This window comes from Allobosea sp. OK403 (assembly GCF_900113835.1).
Lineage (GTDB): Bacteria > Pseudomonadota > Alphaproteobacteria > Rhizobiales > Beijerinckiaceae > Allobosea.
The window spans coordinates 286,351-302,964 of sequence record NZ_FOQV01000001.1 but is presented as its reverse complement, the minus strand read 5'-3'; the positions used below and the strand labels follow the sequence as shown (position 1 = coordinate 302,964).

The following is a 16,614-nucleotide window of genomic DNA, read 5'->3' as shown; positions in this document are numbered from 1 at the left end:
AATTCACGCAGAATATGGGCCGCCTGGTCGAGGAATACGGCAAGGTCACCGCAGCCTATCTGAAGCCGATCGAGCGTGGCGAGGCCAAGCCGGCTGCGACCGAAGAGGTCAGCGAGATGGTCAAGACGCTCAGTCGCGTCGCCGAGCGCTGGGTCAGCGATCCCCGCAAGATCATCGAGGCGCAGGCCTCGATCACCGCCGATTTCCTCAGCCTGTGGAGCGCCACGCTGAAGCGCGTCAGCGGCGAGGCAACCGAGCCCGTGGCCCAGCCTGACAAGCGCGACGCGCGCTTCAACGACCCCGACTGGTCGGCGCATCCGATGTTCGATTTCGTCAAGCAGGCCTATCTCATCGGCTCGCGCTGGGCCGAGGACGTGGTCGAGCGCACCGAGGACATCGACCCGCATACGCGCGAGAAGGCGCGTTTCTACGTCAAGCAGATCGCCGGCGCGCTCTCACCCTCGAACTTCGTCGCGACCAATCCGGAATTGCTGCGCGAGACCCTGCGGCAGAACGGCGACAATCTCGTGCGCGGCATGAAGATGCTGGCCGAGGACATCGAGGCCGGCAAGGGCGAACTCAAGATCCGCCAGTCGGACGCGCATGCCTTCGAGGTCGGCGTCAACATCGCCACCACGCCGGGCAAGGTGATCTTCCGCAACGAGATCATGGAGCTGATCCAGTACGCGCCCGCGACCGAGCAGGTGCTGAAGCGCCCGCTCCTGATCGTGCCGCCCTGGATCAACAAGTTCTACATCCTCGACCTCAACGCCGAGAAGAGCTTCATCCGCTGGTGCGTATCGCAGGGGCTGACGGTTTTCTGCATCTCCTGGGTCAATCCCGACGAGCGCCACGCCAACAAGGATTTCGAGAGCTATATGCGCGAGGGCGTCTTTGCAGCGCTCGACGCCATCGAGCAGGCGACGGGCGAGAAGCGCGTCACCACGATCGGCTACTGCGTCGGCGGCACGCTGCTCGGCGTCTCGCTGGCCTATATGGCGGCCACCCGGGACAAGCGCATCGACAGCGCCACCTTCTTCACCACGCAGGTGGATTTCTCCAAGGCCGGCGAATTATCCGTCTTCGTCGACGAGGACCAGATTCGCGCGGTCGAGGAGAAGATGGCCAAGAGCGGCTATCTCGACGGCTCGCGCATGGCCGGTGCCTTCAACATGCTGCGGCCCAACGACCTGATCTGGTCCTATGCGATCAACAACTACCTCAAGGGCAAGGCCCCGACCGCCTTCGACCTGCTCTACTGGAACGCCGATTCGACCCGGATGCCGGCCGCCAACCACTCCTTCTACCTGCGCAGCTGCTATCTCGAGAACAAGCTCTCAAAGGGCGAGATGCGCATCGGAGGCAAGGCGCTCGACCTGAAGAAGGTGACGATCCCGGTCTATAACCTGGCCGCGCGCGAGGACCATATCGCCCCGGCGCCGTCGGTCTTCCTCGGCTCGCAATGCTTCGGCGGCCCGGTCGATTACGTCGTGGCGGGTTCGGGTCACATCGCCGGCGTGGTCAACCCGCCCGCCAAGGTCAAATATCAGTACTGGACCGGCGGCCCGGCTCTGGGGCGCTACGAGGATTGGATCGCAGCGGCCACCGAGCATCCCGGCTCCTGGTGGCCGCACTGGTTCGCCTGGATCGAGGCGCAGGCGCCAAAGCGCGTCCCGGCGCGCCAGCCCGGCGACGGCAAGCTGCCGGCGTTGGAGGATGCGCCCGGCAGCTATGTGAAGATGAAGGCGTAGCGCCCCTCACCCGAGCGACATCACATCCATCTGCTCGAGAGCCATCATCTCCTGCTCCGTCAGAACGAGGTCGCGGGCAGCGACGTTCTGTTCGAGATGCGTCAGGGATGACGTACCCGGGATCAGGATTGTCGCAGGCGATCTCTGCAGCAGCCATGCCAGCGCGACCTGCCCCGACGTTGCGCCGGTGCGCACCGAGATCTGTTTCACCGCCGCCGACTTGGCCAATGTGCCGGCCCCGAGCGGGTAGAAGGCGATGAAGCCGATCCCGTGCCGCTCGCAGTATTCCAGAACGTCGTGGTGGCGGCGATCGGCCAGATTGTAGCGGTTCTGGACGGTAGCGACCTCGACGACCGATCGCGCTCGCTCGATCTGCTCAATCCCGACCTCGGACAGGCCGATATGGCGAATCTTGCCTTCGTTCCGCAAGGTGAGGAACACCGCCATCGTGTCCTCGATCGGAATCGCCGGATCGATCCGGTGGAGTTGATAGAGGTCGATGCACTCAAGGCCCAGATCGCGCAGGCTGCCTTCGACGGCCCGGCGGATATGCGCGGCGCGGCCATTCATAGAGATGCCAGGATTGTCCGGCGTCGCCGGGCCGCTGCGAACCATCCCGCCTTTCGTGCCGATCACCAGCCCCGGCTCGTAGGGAACCAGCGTGTCCCTGATCAGCCTCTCATTGTCGCCGGGGCCATAGACGTCGGCGGTGTCGATGAAATCGATTCCCAGTTCGACCGCGCGGCGCAAGACGGCGGCCGCTTCAGCCGGTTTCTCCGGCGGTCCCCAGACGCCGGGGCCAGTCAGGCGCATTGCGCCAAATCCCATGCGATGCACCGGCAGATCACCGCCGATCCGAAAGATCTCGTTCGTCATCTCGTCACCTCTGCACCTGCCGAGGCAGATGCTGTAAGTGTGGACCATACTCCATGGTCAAGAGACGGATCGTGCTGATCTCCGAATTTGCGCGGGCGACCGGGCTGACAACCGACACGGTGCGCTTCTATGTCCGCCTCGGGCTTCTCCGCCCCGGTGCGGGCACAAAGGGCGGTCGCCATGCGTATCAGGTCTTCGCCGAAAGCGACGTGAGCGCCGTCGAACTCATTCGCCTGTCCCGGGCCGCCGGACTGTCCCTCAAGGAGATCGCGGCCCTGGGTGCCGAGCGCCGCGCCGGACGCATGACGTCCGAGCGGAGGATCGAAATCGTCAGCGCGCAGATCGACAAGCTCGAGGCCAAGGCAGCTGATTTGAAAGCGATGGCCGACTATTTGAGAGCTAAGCGCACATGGCTCGTCAGCGGCGAACAAGGCGCGGAGCCGACCTAGCGCGGGCTCCGATCCAGCTGGATCATTTAAGTGCTCCAAGTCATTGTTTTGACGCGCTTTCCCCGCGCAAACGCTTCGCGTTTGTCGCGTGGGAACCGGTACCCCACTTCGCTCGAAGACGCCCTAGGTGTTTTCGCCGGCGCATATCGCTTTTCGCCGGAGCGGATAAGTTGTGACCACGATACCCTAGCGCCTAGCAATGGGCGGAGGTTTCCCATGCCGAGGTTTCCCATGCGCTGCGCCCTGCTCACGCTCATTGCGGTCTTGTTCGCCTGTTCGGTGCAGGCTGCCGACCCCGTGCTGGCGCCAAGCGGCACGCTGCGCGTTGCCTATATCGGTACGAACGTCGCGCAGGCTCGCCTCGACCCGGCAACCGGCACAATTTCGGGTGTGATCGCCGACATCACGCGCGAGCTCGGCCGCCGGGCGGACGTGCCGGTCAACATCACGCCCCTCCCGACGGCCGCCGCCGTGCTCGAGGCAGTCCGAAGCGGTCAGGTCGACATTGGATTTGTCGCTCCAAACCCGGCGCGCACCGGCATTGTGCTCTACTCCCGGACGTACATGCTGGTGCAGCAGAGCGCGCTTGTGAGTGCGGATTCCCCGCTCCGCTCCGTGAAGGAGCTTGACCGACCCGCTCAGGTGATTGGAGTGAACACCGATGACAGTGTCGGCGTCTGGCTGAAAGGGTGGCTCGCCGCAGCGAAGCTGCGAGAGACGCCCGACTATACCTTGCGAGATGGCGTCCAGTGGCTTCGGACCGGGGACGTGATTGCCTTCGCGGGCGGGCGACAGCGGCTCGCCAGCGCGACGCACGGCGTTCCCGGCCTGCGAATGCTCGACGACAATTTTTACGGAGTGCCGCAAGCCGTGGCCGTGCCACTCGATCATCAGGACCGGCTTCAGCTGATCAACGCGGCCCTCGGCGAGATGCGCTCAAGCGGCTTTCTGGCGTGCTCCGTCGCGCGCAGCGGCATCGATGGTCTTGCGGTTGCTCCGGCCGATACGCAGGAACCGTGACCGTAACAATCTCCAGAGGGCGCGGCGCGACATTTCTTGTGTAGCCGGGCCGCCGCTATGAGCGCTGCCCGTCCGCAGAGATGCCTTCACAGCCCCGCGCTCGCCCCAAGCTTCACAAACAAAAAAAGCCGGCCCCAAGGCCGGCTTTTCCATTGTGCGGAAGCTCCGCTCAGTTCTTGCGGACGACCGGGCGCACCGGGACCGTCTCGGCGGGGTCGTCCCAGCGATAGGTCAAGCCGACCGAGGCGACGTGGATGAAGGGCTTGGCCTCGGCGGTGTAGAACACGGCGGCCTGCTGCGGATGCGTGCCGGTGTAGTTCACGCTCGCCTTCTTCACATCGATATAGGTGTAGCCGAGATCGAGCTTCAGCTTGTCCGTGACCTGATAGCTCAGACCGGCCGAGAGCCAGAGGCGGTCATTGTCGGCGATGAAGATCGTGCGGTTGCGGTCGTTCACGGCCGAAAGCTCGTAGCCGACACCGGCGCGCAGCGTCAGCGCGCTGCTATACTTGTATTCCGCGCCCAGCGAGAAATACCAAGCATCGTCATATTGGAAGTTCAGGCTCGTGACGGGCACGCCGCCCAGCTTGCTGACGATCGGAATGTTGCGGAAGCGGCTCCAGTTCGTCCATTCCACGCCGGCATGGACCTGCCACTGGTCGTTCAGCACCTGCGAAACGCCGAGCACGACCGAATCGGGCAGGTTGAGGTTGGCCTTGACCGGAATGACCGCAAGCGGCGTGCGGAACGTGCCCTCGAGCGTCTGGCGCACCTCCGAGCGATAGGCAAGGCCGATCGAGGTCCCCTGGAACGGCGTCAGGGTAAAACCGAAGCGGTAGCCGAAATCGATCGTATCGCCTTCGAGGATCACCGGTGCCGCCGTCGGGCCGATGCCCGAGGCCTGCTTCAGCGCGGCATTGAAGTACTGGACCTGCAGCGCGGCGCCGACCGAGAGCCAGTCGTTCACCTTATAGCCGACGGTCGGCGAGACGTTAATCGTCTGCACCTTGGCCGAGCGGCCATAGACCTGTCCGGCATTGACCTGCTGGTCGGGCTTGGAGCGCAGGCCATAGGGCGCGCCGGTGGTCACGCCGAGCCAGAAGCGGTCGGTAAGCTGCCAGGCGCTGTAGGAGGCCGGGATGAAGGCGCCGTCGCCGCCGAGATTGCCGGTACCGTTCTGGATCGGGCTCAGCGGCCCGAGGGGCGAACCCAGGCGTGTCGGCGCAGTCGGCTGATAATCGGCATTCGCGTTGAGATAGGTGAAGTTCCAGTTGCTGTTGCGGCCGGGGAACATGGTGATCGTGGCCGGGTTCCAGGCCATCGACCCCATGCCGATGCCACCCGAGGCAGCGCCGGCATAGGCCATGCCGAGCCCTTCGGCGCTCTGGCCGCTGCGGATGGCGAAGGAGCTGGCAGACGCCGAGCCGGCCGCGAGAAGAGCAGCTGCCGAAACGGTTGCCGCGGCGATGAGGCGAACGGAGCTCTTCATCCTATTCCATCCCTTTGATTGCGTCTTTCGAGGTCGAAGCGCCTCGCTGACACCACCATGACGCGAGGCCGGTTTCGCCGCAATCCCGCCGCAAGCGCCCTGAAAACGCCGCAACTTCGCTTGTTTCCGATGCGGCATGCCGGAAAGCCGGCAAAAACCCGCCGATTTCTCGCATCGTCGCGAAGCAGCACGGACAAAACGATCGTTTACATGCGAACTATCGCCGATTTCGACGCACCCGGCTAAAATCCATGCAAGGCAGCCCGATTGCCGGGCTTGTTGCTTTCGCGGGATACGTTGCATCGGCGCAACAATCTCATGGCTATCCAGACGCAGCCGCGTCATGCGCGGGAACTCACTTGTCATTGCGCGCCCCATCCGCTCAGGTGCGCGCCACCCGACTTAGATCGATTGAAACAGGGGGAAACACAATGAAACTGCTGCGATACGGCGCATTCGGCCAGGAAAAACCGGCGCTTCTCGACGCCAAGGGCGGCCTGCGCGACCTCTCCAGCGTGATTCCGGATCTCGCCGGCAAGACGCTCGGCTCGGCCTCGCTCGCCAAGCTCAAGGCGCTCGATCCCGAATCGCTGCCGCTCGTTCAGGGCTCGCCGCGAATCGGCGCCTGCGTCGGCGACGTGCATAATTTCATCGCCGTCGGCCTCAACTTCGCCGATCACGCCGCCGAGACCGGCGCCGCGATCCCCAAGGAGCCGATCCTGTTCAACAAGGCGCCGAACTGCATCGTCGGCCCCTATGACGACGTGATGATCCCGAAGGCCTCGGTGAAGACCGACTGGGAGGTCGAGCTCGCCATCGTCATCGGCGACGGCGGCTCCTATATCGACGAAAAGGACGCCATGGCCGCAATCGCCGGCTTCTGCGTCTGCAACGACGTCTCGGAGCGCGAGTTCCAGGCCGAGCGCGGCGGGCAATGGGCAAAAGGCAAGGGCTGCCCGACCTTCGGGCCGCTCGGCCCCTGGCTGGTGACCCCCGACGAGATCGCCGACGTGCAGAATCTCGGCATGTGGCTCGAGGTCGATGGCGAGCGCGTCCAGAACGGCTCGACCAAGACGATGATCTTCGGCGCCGCCTATCTGGTGCATTACATCAGCCAGTTCATGCGGCTGGATGCCGGCGACGTCATCACCACCGGCACGCCCCCCGGCGTCGGCCTCGGCTTCAAGCCGCCGCGCTTCCTGAAGGGCGGCGAGGTCGTCACGCTCGGCATCGACGGGCTGGGCACGCAGAAGCAGAACTTCGTGCCGTTCAAGGCTTCCTGAGAGCTTAAAAAAAACGCCACCATGGCCGCTTGACCCGGTCATGGTGGCGTAAGCTTCAACCGGCGAACGGCCCTCTCTGCCATGAGAGCCCACCGGAAGCGGTCCGCCGGAGTGACGACGCCCCTAACTGCAGCCGACCGGCCGCATATGTTTCCAGAGATTTCACGCCGTCGCGATCCGCGCACCCCCCAAATGGGGGCATAGCGGTTTATCCTGCCGCCTCGGCAGTCAGCCGAGCTTGGCCGCGCCCTGAAGCATGCCGACGAGGTCCGACTGGCGGTGAACCCCCGTCTTGGCGAGGACGCGCTTGAGCGTCGTGCGCGCGGTCCCCTCCGTCACGCCCAGTCGCTGCGCCGCCTGCCGGGGCGCATGCCCGGCGGCGATCATCGCCGCGAGCTTCGCCTCCGCCGGCGTCAGGTCGAACAGGCCCTCGATGAGATCGGCGCCGAGAACGCGATGGGGCAGCACCGGCGTCGCGACCAGGATCGCGCTCGCCAGCGTAAACACGTCGCGCGCCCGGCCTGTCACGGGCGAGAGATGCACGACAATGGGCGGGTGCCCCTGCCCTGCCGGGATCGCGATCGACCGCACCGCCGCGTCATGAGCCTGATAGGCGAGCGCCGCCATGGCCGTCTCCAGCATGCGGTCGGCGGCGGCGTCGACGATCCCGAGCCGCGCCGGCCGGTCGCGAAAGACCGCCGGCATCAGCGCGCTCAGCAGGCTGTTGCTGCTGAGAATGCGCCCGCCCGGCCCCAGCACGGCGCCAGGCAAACCCATCATTTCGAGCGCCTGGGCGGCAGCCCTCGCCCGCTCCAGGCCGAGACGCCGCGCGAGCAGGCCGGCGCGGGCGAAATGCGGCCGCAAGCGGTTGAGCGAGGCGACCGCCTCGGGCTCCACCGTGCCTTCGTCGAAACCGCGCTCGCAATGGACGACGATCACATCGCCCGAGGGGCAGGTAATCGCCGTCGCCGCGGCCGAGCCATAGCCTGACGGGATCAGCATCTCCTGATAGAGCGGCTCGGTGGCGATCTCGTCAGCCGTGAACACATCCGTATCGGTGATGAAGCCCGCATGCCGGCAGGCAAGAAGCCGCAAACTGCGCTGGTTCACCGGCACGGGCAGGCGCAGCATGATGTCGTTATAGGTATTCTCGAAGGCCGCGCTCGACGCCGTCAGGCGCGCCTCTCCATCCAGTATCGTGCCGAACAGCGCCTCACGGCAGCCGGCAACCTCGGCCGTCGCCCGCAAGACCTCCGGCCATCCCTCCGAGACGATGGCCGCCTCATAGATGCGGTCGATCAATTGGTTTTCCGGGGACACGGCCGTCGGCAAGAACTCTTCCTTTCGCCGCGCCTTCGCGGCGCGCATCTGCCATTATGGTACGACGCGCCCGCGGAAACGGCCTTGTGTTAGGACAGGCCTCTCTTCACGTTTCCGTGAAGGCTCGATATCAGCCCTCAGCGAGCCCCAGCATCAGCCGGATGTTCTGCACCGCCGCACCCGACGCGCCCTTGCCGAGGTTGTCGAGTTTGGCGACCAGAACCGCCTGCCCCAGCGCGTCATCGCCGAAGACGCGCAGTTCCAGCCGGTTGGTGTCGTTGAGCGATTCCGGCTCCAGCTTGCCACCGGCCTGGGCGCTCGGCACGACGCTGACATAGGTCGAGCCGGCATAGTGCGCCGCCAGAGCAGCCTCGAGCGCGGCGGTCGTCGGCTTGCCCGGCAGCATGTCGAGATGCAGCGGAATCGAGACCAGCATGCCCTGCCGGAAATTCCCGACCGAGGGCACGAAGATCGGCCGCCGCGTCAGGCGCGAATAGAGCTGCAATTCCGGCAGGTGCTTGTGATGGAGCCCAAGCCCGTAGAGCTCGAAGGCCGGAGCAGCGCCGGCCTCATAGGCTTCGATCATGCTCTTGCCACCGCCGGAATAGCCCGACACCGCATTGACGGTGACGGGGTGGTCCTGCGCCAACAGGCCGGCATCGACCAGCGGCCGCAGCAGCGCGATCGCGCCGGTCGGATAGCAGCCGGGATTGGAGACGCGATTGGCGTTGGCGATCTTCTCGGCATGGCCGGGCGCCATCTCGGCGAAGCCATAGACCCAGTCCGGCGCAACGCGATGGGCCGTCGCCGCATCGACGATCTTGGGCGCATCCCCACCCAGCTCGTCGGCGAGCGCGACCGATTCCCTGGCCGCATCATCGGGCAGGCAGAGCACGACGAGATCGACGCCCGCCATCATCTCCTTGCGCGCGGCGGGATCCTTGCGCTTGTCGGCAGCGATGCTCTTGACCACGACCTCGGGCACGGCCGCGAGCCTGTCGCGGATGCCGAGCCCCGTGGTGCCGGCCTCGCCGTCGATGAAGATGGATTTCAGGTTCTGGCTCATCTGGACCCCCGATGGGTGCGAAAGCAGGTTGTTTCGTCGGCTTCAGACATAAAAAAACCGCGCTCATGGCGCGGTCGCGGACAATCGGACTAACAGCCGAGCGTCATCGCGGTCGCGCAGGGGCGGCCATGGTCGGGCGACGTCGGATCGGGTTCGTGATCATGGAGAGGGATATGATGGAGGGAGGCTGCGCTGTCAATCTCGACGCAGGCCAACGCTCCACCGCCATGGTCGGGCTTGTCCCGACCATCCACGTCTTCGTCCGGCAAGCGTCGTGTTCAAGACGTGGATGCTCGGCACAAGGCCGAGCATGACGAGAGGGCCTATCTCAATGATTTGAATCGGTTGCGCCGCAGTGCTGCCAAACCGATTCAACCGCATCATCCCATCTTCTTCAGCGCCAGCGCCTGGATGTAATGCTGCGCCACGGCCGCGCCGGCGATTGCGGTCGCATCGGCATGGTCATAGGGCGGCGAGACCTCGACCACGTCCATGCCGCGGAAATCGAGATCGCGGATGCCCCAGACCATGCCCAGCCCCTGCGCCGCGGAAAGCCCGCCCGCCACCGGCGTGCCGGTGCCCGGCGCGAAGGCGGGGTCGAGCCCGTCAATGTCGAAGGTGAGATAGGCCGGGCCCTGCCCCACCCGCTGCCTGATGCGCGCGACCACGCCGTCCACGCCCAGCGTCTGCGCCTCGTAACCGTCGATGACCGCGATGCTGCAATCGCGCGGCGCGACCGTGCGGATGCCGATCTGGATCGAGCGCTCGACATCGATCAGCCCCTCGCGCACCGCCTCAAGCACGAAGGTGCCGTGGCTGATCGCGCCGACGCCGTCATCCCAGGTGTCTTGATGCGCATCGAACTGCACCAGAGCGAGCTTGCCATGGCGGGCGACATGGGCGCGCAGCAGCGGCAAGGTGATGAAATGGTCGCCGCCGAGCGTGACGAGATGGGCGCCGCTGGCGATGATCTTCGCCGCCCCCTCCTCGATCGCCTTGGCGCAGCCCTGGAGATCGCTGCGCGGCAGCAGGCAATCGCCGTAATCGACAGCCGAGAGATGCTCGAACGGGTCGATACGCGAGGGATATTGCGCGTCGCCGTCGAAGATCGCGCTGACGCGGCGCAGGGCTTGCGGGCCGAAGCGCGTGCCCGGCCGGTTCGAGACGGCAAGGTCGAAGGGCACGCCCCAGATCACCAGGTCGCAGCCGGTGACATCCTTGCTGTAGCGGCGGCGCATGAAGGAGAGCGCGCCGGCATAGGTCGGGTCATGCGCGGCCCCGCGCCTGTCGCCGGTGAAGGCGTGGTCGATCGTCGGGGTGTCGGCGGGTTCGGTCATGTCAGCGATCTCGAAAGGGCTCAGCGGCGCGGGCCGGCAAGCCAGACATAGAGGCACCAGGGCAGGATCAGCGCGAGCGCGGAAAGCACCAGCCGCAGCGTCGTCCAGGCGATCGGATAGTCCAGCGCTCGGCCATTGAGCTCCGGCACGCCATGGATCATCCCGAGCGCGATGGCCGGCGCCAGAAAGATCACCAGCGCGCTGCCGATGCGCCGGCCGCGCGATGCATCCTCGCGCGACAGCGCAAGCAGAGCGGGCACGGCAATCATGCCGAAGGCGATCAGGACGAGCAGGACGCGCATGGAGTTCCGAAACGGCGGTTCGAGTTTGAGGATTTAGCACGACCCGCTTGCGGCTCCAGCCGCTGCGGCAAGGTTCCGCAGCCGAATCTGTCGTTTCCAGCAGGTTTACCGCTGGGAGCGCCGCTCGTGCTTCGAGATCGACGCTCCGCCAGCGCAGGTGTAGAACCACCTCGCCCTCTTGCCGGATCAGCTTCATGCCTCACGACGCCTACCCCGACAGCCTGATCCGCGACATCCTCAAGAGCGTGAAGCGCATCGCGCTGGTGGGAGCCTCCAGCAATGAGGCGCGTCCGAGCTGGATCGTGACGAAATACCTGCTCGATCGCGGCTATGACGTGATCCCCGTCAATCCGGGGCTCGCTGGACAGACGCTGCTGGGCAAGACCGTCTATGGCTCACTCAAGGACGTCCCCGGAGCGATCGACATGGTCGAGATCTTCCGCAATTCGGAAGCAGCCGGACCGATCACCGACGAGGCTCTGACGCTCGATCCTCTGCCCAAGGTGATCTGGATGCAGCTTTCGGTGCGCAATGACGAGGCCGCCGCGCGGGCCGAGGCAAAGGGCGTCACCGTGATCATGAATCGCTGCCCCAAGATCGAATATGGCCGGCTCTCCGGCGAGATCGGCTGGCAGGGCGTCAATTCGCGGATACTCTCCTCGAAGAAGCCGGTGCTCGCCGGCAAGGGTTTTCAGAAGCTGACGATCCATCGGCCGGGGACGTGAGGCCATGGTGATTTTGCTTGTAACCACCGGGTCATCCCGGACAAGCGGCTGAAAGCCGCGCCGATCCGGGATCCATTCCGGAGCATTCATTGGCTGAGGCTCAGGAATGGATCCCGGGTCTGCGCTTCGCTTCGCCCGGGATGACCTTGCGTTTAAGTGCCGAAGGTTGGACCGCGGAGGCGATGCGATGCGCGAGCTCTCCACCACCTGCTGCATCGCCGGCGGCGGCCCGGCCGGGATGATGCTCGGCTTCCTGCTGGCGCGTGCCGGCGTCGATGTCGTCGTGCTGGAAAAGCATGCCGATTTCCTGCGCGATTTCCGCGGCGACACCATCCACCCCTCGACGCTGCAAGTGATGCACGAGCTCGGCCTGCTCGAGGATTTCCTCAAGCTGCCGCACACCAAGACCCGCGAGCTCGCCATCCGCTTCGGCGACGAGACCATTCAGTTCGTCGATTTCACGCATCTGCCGGTCGTGGCTCCTTATGTCGCGATGATGCCGCAATGGGATTTCCTCGACTTCCTGGCCGACAGGGGCCGCGAGCAGGCGCGCTTCACCTTGCTGATGACTGCGAAGGCCGAGGGGTTGATCGAGGAGGACGGCCGGATCACCGGCCTCACCGGCACGGCCGATGGCGGCCCGCTCAGCATCCGCGCCGATCTCGTCGTTGCGGCCGATGGGCGCCATTCCGATATCCGGGCGGCGTCCGGCCTGAAAAGCCTCGACATCGGCGCACCGATGGACGTCCTCTGGTTCAGGCTGCCGCGCGAGGCAAGCGACCCCGGCCAGACCGGCGGCCAGGTCGCCAATGGCCGCCTGCTCGTCACGCTGGACCGGGGCGATTACTGGCAATGCGCCTTCGTCATTCCCAAGGGCAAGCTCGAGGATCTGCGCGCAGCAGGGCTGCCGGCCTTCCGCGAGACAATCGTGGCGCTGGCGCCCTGGTTCGCCGACCGGATCGAGACGATCACGAACTGGAACGACGTCAAGCTGCTGACGGTCGCCGTCGACCGGCTCGAGAGATGGTGGCGCCCCGGCCTCATCTGCATCGGCGACGCAGCGCATGCGATGTCGCCGATCGGCGGCGTTGGGGTCAATCTCGCGGTGCAGGACGCGGTTGCGGCGGCCAATCGCCTCGCCGCGCCCTTGCGCGAGAAGCGGCTCACCGATGCCGATCTCGCAGCCGTGCAGGAGCGCCGGGAGTTCCCGACCAGGGCGACGCAACGCATCCAGGTCCTGGCGCAAAACCGCATCATCTCGCCGCTCCTGGCGCGCGCCGACAGCGATGCGCCGCTCGGGCCGCCCTTCCTCGTCAAGCTGTTCGGTTGGTTCCCGATGTTGCGCCGCATCCCGGCGCGCATCGTCGGCCTCGGCATCCGGCCCGAGCATATCGGGCCGCAGCTCGCAGCCCGCCCCTGAGCACCTGGCCCCTGAATTGACGCCATCGCGACCGTTCTTTAAAACGAACGCATCGTCTCGAATTCAGAAGTTTTCAGGGAGCACGCCATGACCGACCGCGCACCGGGTTTCCACACGCTTGCCATCCATGCGGGCGCGGCCCCTGACGCAGCCACCGGCGCGCGCGCCACGCCAATCTACCAGACCACCAGCTTCGTCTTCGACGATGTCGACCACGCCGCCTCGCTCTTCGGTCTGCAGGCCTTCGGCAATATCTACAGCCGCATCGGCAACCCGACCAATGCAGTGCTGGAGGAGCGCGTGGCTGCGCTCGAAGGCGGCACGGCGGCACTCGCCGTCGCCTCGGGCCATGCCGCCGAGTTCCTGACCTTCCACGCGCTGCTGCAGCCCGGCGACGAGTTCGTCGCCGCCAAGAAGCTCTATGGCGGCTCGATCAACCAGTTCAACCACTCCTACAAGAACTTCGGCTGGGGCGTGATCTGGGCCGATTCCGACGATCTTGAGAGCTTTGCCGCGGCGGTGACGCCCAAGACCAAGGCGATCTTCATCGAATCGATCGCCAATCCCGGCGGCGTCGTGGTCGACATCGCCGGCATCGCGGCCATCGCCAAAAAGCACAACATCCCGCTGATCGTCGACAACACGATGGCGAGCCCCTATCTGATCCGCCCCTTCGAGCATGGCGCCGACATCGTCGTGCACTCCGCCACCAAGTTCCTCGGCGGGCACGGTAATTCCGTCGGCGGCATCATCGTCGATGGCGGCTCGTTCAACTGGGTCGGCGACGACCGATACCCGATGCTGTCCAAGCCCCGGCCGGAGTATAACGGCATGGTGCTGGGCGAGACCTTCGGTAATTTCGCCTTCGCCATCGCAACCCGTGTGCTCGGCCTGCGCGACATGGGTCCGGCGCTCTCGCCCTTCAACGCCTTCCTGATCCTGACCGGCATCGAGACCCTGCCGCTGCGCATGCAGCGCCATTGCGAGAACGCGCTGGCGGTCGCCAAACACCTGTCGAGCCATCCGGCAGTGGAATGGGTCAGCTATGCCAGCCTGCCCGGCAATAAATATTACGAGCTCGCCCAGCGCTACTCGCCCAAGGGCGGCGGCGCGGTCATGACCATCGGCCTCAAGGGCGGCTACGAGGCCGGCGTCAAGCTGGTCACGGACCTCAAGCTGTTCTCGCATCTCGCCAATATCGGCGACACCCGCTCGCTGGTGATCCACCCGGCCTCGACCACCCACCGCCAGCTCACCGACGCGCAGAAGACGGCGTCCGGCGCCGGACCGGAGGTGGTGCGGCTCTCGATCGGGCTGGAGGATGTCGCCGATCTGATCGACGATCTCGATCAGGCGCTGGCCTAACCGTCATTGCGAGGAGCATAGCGACGAAGCAATCCAGGAGGGCGTCGAGCGCTGCCGCTCCTGGATTGCTTCGCTACGCTCGCAATGACGACACGGCGCGCGCAGCCCCCTCCGTCCGCGTCAGATGCACCACGCCCATGGCGAGCACAGTGAAGCCGAGCGCCTGATGCGCCAGCCCCGCCCAGAGCGGCACGACGAGCAGCAAGGTCACGATGCCGAGCGCCGATTGCGCCAGGACGAGGCCCGTGATTGCGGTGGCGCGCTTGGCCGCGCCCGAGCCCGGCATGACGCGGCGCAGCCAGAGCATGTGCCAGAGCGCGACCGCGAGCAGGAGATAGGCGCCGAGGCGGTGGTTGAACTGCACCAGGGCGACATTGTCGACGAAATTCTCCCAGAACGGGTTCTGCGCGAACAGCATCGAGGCCGGCGGCACGAGCGCGCCGTCCATCAACGGCCAGGTGTTGAGGGTGAAGCCCGCCCGCGCCCCAGCCACAAGCCCGCCGAGCGCGATCTGCAGGAAGAGCAGCGCCAGGAGCAGCCAGGCCACAGCGCGCGCCCGCGCCGGCTCGACGCGCCGCAGCGGTGTCAATGAGGTCGCAAAAGCGATGACCGAGGCGAAGAACAACCCGGCGAAGGTGAGATGCAGCGTCAGTTTCACCGGCGCGACGGCGACCATGCCGGGCTCCAACCCCGAAGCCACCATGATCCAGCCGATTGCCCCTTGCAGGCCCAGCAGCAGGCCCATGCCGAAGAGGGTGAACGTCCGCCGCCAGGGCAGCAGGCGGCGCAGCGCCACGACCAGGAAACCGGCGAGATAGACCAGTCCGATGAAGCGGCCAAGCTGGCGGTGGCCCCATTCCCACCAATAGATGAACTTGAACTCACCGATCGCCATGCCGGCATTGAGGAGCTGGTATTGGGGGCTCGCGCGATATTTCTCGAACTCGGCCGCCCAGGCGGCCTGCGAGAGCGGCGGCAATGCGCCGGTGATCGGCTTCCATTCGGTGATCGAGAGGCCCGAGCCCGTCAACCGCGTCGCGCCGCCGACGATGACCATGACAAAGACGAGCGCGGCGACGATCCAGAGCCAACGGCGGATGCCAGCAAAGCTTGTATCGCTGCGGGTCTCGGAAACAGGCTGGTCCAGGGCGATCGTCACGGAAGTTGCGCCTTCGCTCGTCAATGCCGCGCTTCACAATCAGGCGCGCGGGTGACAGATAGACCCGCAAGATAGACCCGACAACGCCCGCATTGCCGCAGCCGACGGTGTGCGCGGCCGGAGACGAAGCATGACCCAGAGCCACCGAAAGCTGATCGGCACCGTCGCGATCCTCGTCTTCGTCTGCGTCTACGCACTCGTCGCCATGGCGCTGGCGCAGGGCCGCATCACCGAGGCGCCGAAGCTGGTGCAGACGATCGCCTATATCGCGCTCGGCCTCGCCTGGGTCCTGCCGCTTCTGCCGCTGATCCGCTGGATGGAGCGTAAGGACGAGAGGTGAAGGGCGGTCGTCATTCTCGGATCCGAGGGCAGCACCCGAGACTGAGGGAAAGGGCGCGGGGAACCCCTCTCCTGTAAGGAGAGGGGCAGGGGTGAGGTGTCGGCCCCTGGACCAGTTGCGTAACGCCCTCACAGCGAAGCAGCGGTGAGGCCACGGCCAAAGCGTCAAACGGCCTACACCTCACCCAACCCTCTCCTTACAGGAGAGGGCTCCCGCGCCTGCTGGTTTTCGAGCAGAGGCACACTACCCCACATTCACCCGCCGCCCCCGGTTCCACAGCAGAAACGGCTGACCCGAGAGTAGCCCTCGCACCGCCTCACAGATCTGAGGCAAACCGTTGAGCGAAACGCGCGGCAAGAGCCGATCGAGATTTTCGGCGCGAGCTGGAACGCCTCTATCTACTTAAGTAAAAATACAGCATCACCGCATACGGGATCCCTGTAAAATAAATCCCGATCTTTCTATTAAATTTAAATATAATTCCGGCCAATATAAACATGCCGTAAGTCGGCGCTATCGCGGGATCGTCGTGAACATGAGGCATGTTTGCTGACATGGACGCGATGAACAGGAATGGGGCGACCAGTAAAAGCCCAAATATCTTAGCGAGAACGACCTGATACGTCGTCTCACTCGTATAGAATAAGAGCCATCCACCAGCGAACAACACAGCCGGTATGATCACGAGTCCCAAAAAATAACCACTCACAGC

15 protein-coding genes and 1 pseudogene are annotated in these 16,614 nt (G+C 65.3%); 8 read left to right on the top strand and 8 right to left on the bottom strand.

Annotation, left to right across the window (positions count from 1 at the left end):
• Nucleotides 1-14 precede the first annotated feature (14 nt).
• On the top strand, nt 15-1,751 hold the full coding sequence (gene phaC / locus BMZ97_RS01340) for a PHA/PHB synthase family protein (protein WP_244546251.1): 1,737 nt from the start codon (nt 15-17) through the stop codon (nt 1,749-1,751).
• A 6-nt stretch (nt 1,752-1,757) separates the two neighbouring features.
• On the opposite strand, the gene BMZ97_RS01335 is transcribed toward phaC, so the two are convergent.
• Nucleotides 1,758-2,627 (bottom strand): aldo/keto reductase, encoded by an 870-nt coding sequence (locus tag BMZ97_RS01335; protein WP_092164696.1) that lies wholly within the window; start codon nt 2,625-2,627, stop codon nt 1,758-1,760.
• A gap of 71 nt (nt 2,628-2,698) precedes the next feature.
• On the opposite strand from BMZ97_RS01335, the gene BMZ97_RS01330 reads away from it, so the two are divergent.
• Nucleotides 2,699-3,076 carry a MerR family transcriptional regulator gene (locus tag BMZ97_RS01330; protein WP_092166468.1) on the top strand — a complete coding sequence of 126 codons (378 nt, stop codon included), beginning with the start codon at nt 2,699-2,701 and terminating at the stop codon, nt 3,074-3,076.
• 216 nt (nt 3,077-3,292) lie between these two features.
• Nucleotides 3,293-4,096 (top strand): transporter substrate-binding domain-containing protein, encoded by an 804-nt coding sequence (locus BMZ97_RS01325; protein ID WP_092164695.1) that lies wholly within the window; start codon nt 3,293-3,295, stop codon nt 4,094-4,096.
• A gap of 169 nt (nt 4,097-4,265) precedes the next feature.
• On the opposite strand, the gene BMZ97_RS01320 is transcribed toward BMZ97_RS01325, so the two are convergent.
• Complete coding sequence (locus BMZ97_RS01320) at nt 4,266-5,585, bottom strand: OmpP1/FadL family transporter (protein ID WP_092164694.1); 1,320 nt, start codon at nt 5,583-5,585, stop codon at nt 4,266-4,268.
• A 431-nt stretch (nt 5,586-6,016) separates the two neighbouring features.
• Here BMZ97_RS01320 and BMZ97_RS01315 point away from each other — a divergent pair, with 431 nt between their 5' ends.
• A complete protein-coding gene (locus BMZ97_RS01315) occupies nt 6,017-6,868 on the top strand; it encodes a fumarylacetoacetate hydrolase family protein (protein ID WP_092164693.1) in 852 nt (283 codons plus the stop codon).
• A 228-nt stretch (nt 6,869-7,096) separates the two neighbouring features.
• Here the strand turns inward: BMZ97_RS01315 and BMZ97_RS01310 are convergent, their stop codons facing one another.
• The 4 genes from BMZ97_RS01310 to BMZ97_RS01295 all read right to left on the bottom strand — a co-directional run bounded on the left by BMZ97_RS01310 (nt 7,097) and on the right by BMZ97_RS01295 (nt 10,893).
• The gene (locus tag BMZ97_RS01310; protein WP_244546188.1) at nt 7,097-8,200 is read right to left on the bottom strand and encodes a helix-turn-helix transcriptional regulator; all 1,104 of its coding nucleotides are present in this window, start codon (nt 8,198-8,200) and stop codon (nt 7,097-7,099) included.
• A 118-nt stretch (nt 8,201-8,318) separates the two neighbouring features.
• Nucleotides 8,319-9,254 carry an N-acetyl-gamma-glutamyl-phosphate reductase gene (gene argC / locus BMZ97_RS01305; protein ID WP_092164691.1) on the bottom strand — a complete coding sequence of 312 codons (936 nt, stop codon included), beginning with the start codon at nt 9,252-9,254 and terminating at the stop codon, nt 8,319-8,321.
• A 380-nt stretch (nt 9,255-9,634) separates the two neighbouring features.
• Nucleotides 9,635-10,591, bottom strand: coding sequence for an agmatinase (speB, locus tag BMZ97_RS01300; protein WP_092164690.1), 957 nt, complete (start codon nt 10,589-10,591; stop codon nt 9,635-9,637).
• A 20-nt stretch (nt 10,592-10,611) separates the two neighbouring features.
• A complete protein-coding gene (locus BMZ97_RS01295; RefSeq protein ID WP_092164689.1) occupies nt 10,612-10,893 on the bottom strand; it encodes a hypothetical protein in 282 nt (93 codons plus the stop codon).
• Between the two features lie 194 nt (nt 10,894-11,087).
• Between BMZ97_RS01295 and BMZ97_RS01290 the strand changes: the two genes are divergently transcribed.
• From BMZ97_RS01290 to BMZ97_RS01280, 3 genes are all read left to right on the top strand, one after another.
• A complete protein-coding gene (locus BMZ97_RS01290) occupies nt 11,088-11,618 on the top strand; it encodes a CoA-binding protein (RefSeq protein ID WP_092164688.1) in 531 nt (176 codons plus the stop codon).
• 187 nt (nt 11,619-11,805) lie between these two features.
• Nucleotides 11,806-13,038 (top strand): FAD-dependent oxidoreductase, encoded by a 1,233-nt coding sequence (locus BMZ97_RS01285; protein ID WP_092164687.1) that lies wholly within the window; start codon nt 11,806-11,808, stop codon nt 13,036-13,038.
• A gap of 87 nt (nt 13,039-13,125) precedes the next feature.
• Entirely contained in the window at nt 13,126-14,403 is a 1,278-nt protein-coding gene (locus BMZ97_RS01280; RefSeq protein ID WP_092164686.1) for an O-acetylhomoserine aminocarboxypropyltransferase, read from the top strand.
• Nucleotides 14,404-14,476: 73 nt separating this feature from the next.
• Here BMZ97_RS01280 and BMZ97_RS01275 read toward each other — a convergent pair whose 3' ends face one another.
• Complete coding sequence (locus BMZ97_RS01275) at nt 14,477-15,562, bottom strand: COX15/CtaA family protein (RefSeq protein WP_280141701.1); 1,086 nt, start codon at nt 15,560-15,562, stop codon at nt 14,477-14,479.
• A 130-nt stretch (nt 15,563-15,692) separates the two neighbouring features.
• On the opposite strand from BMZ97_RS01275, the gene BMZ97_RS01270 reads away from it, so the two are divergent.
• Nucleotides 15,693-15,902: a DUF2842 domain-containing protein gene (locus tag BMZ97_RS01270; RefSeq protein ID WP_092164685.1), complete on the top strand. Its 210-nt coding sequence runs from the start codon at nt 15,693-15,695 to the stop codon at nt 15,900-15,902.
• A gap of 243 nt (nt 15,903-16,145) precedes the next feature.
• On the opposite strand, the pseudogene BMZ97_RS31505 reads toward BMZ97_RS01270, so the two are convergent.
• Nucleotides 16,146-16,259 (bottom strand): annotated as a pseudogene (locus BMZ97_RS31505) (polysaccharide deacetylase); the annotation flags it as partial.
• Nucleotides 16,260-16,614: the final 355 nt, after the last annotated feature.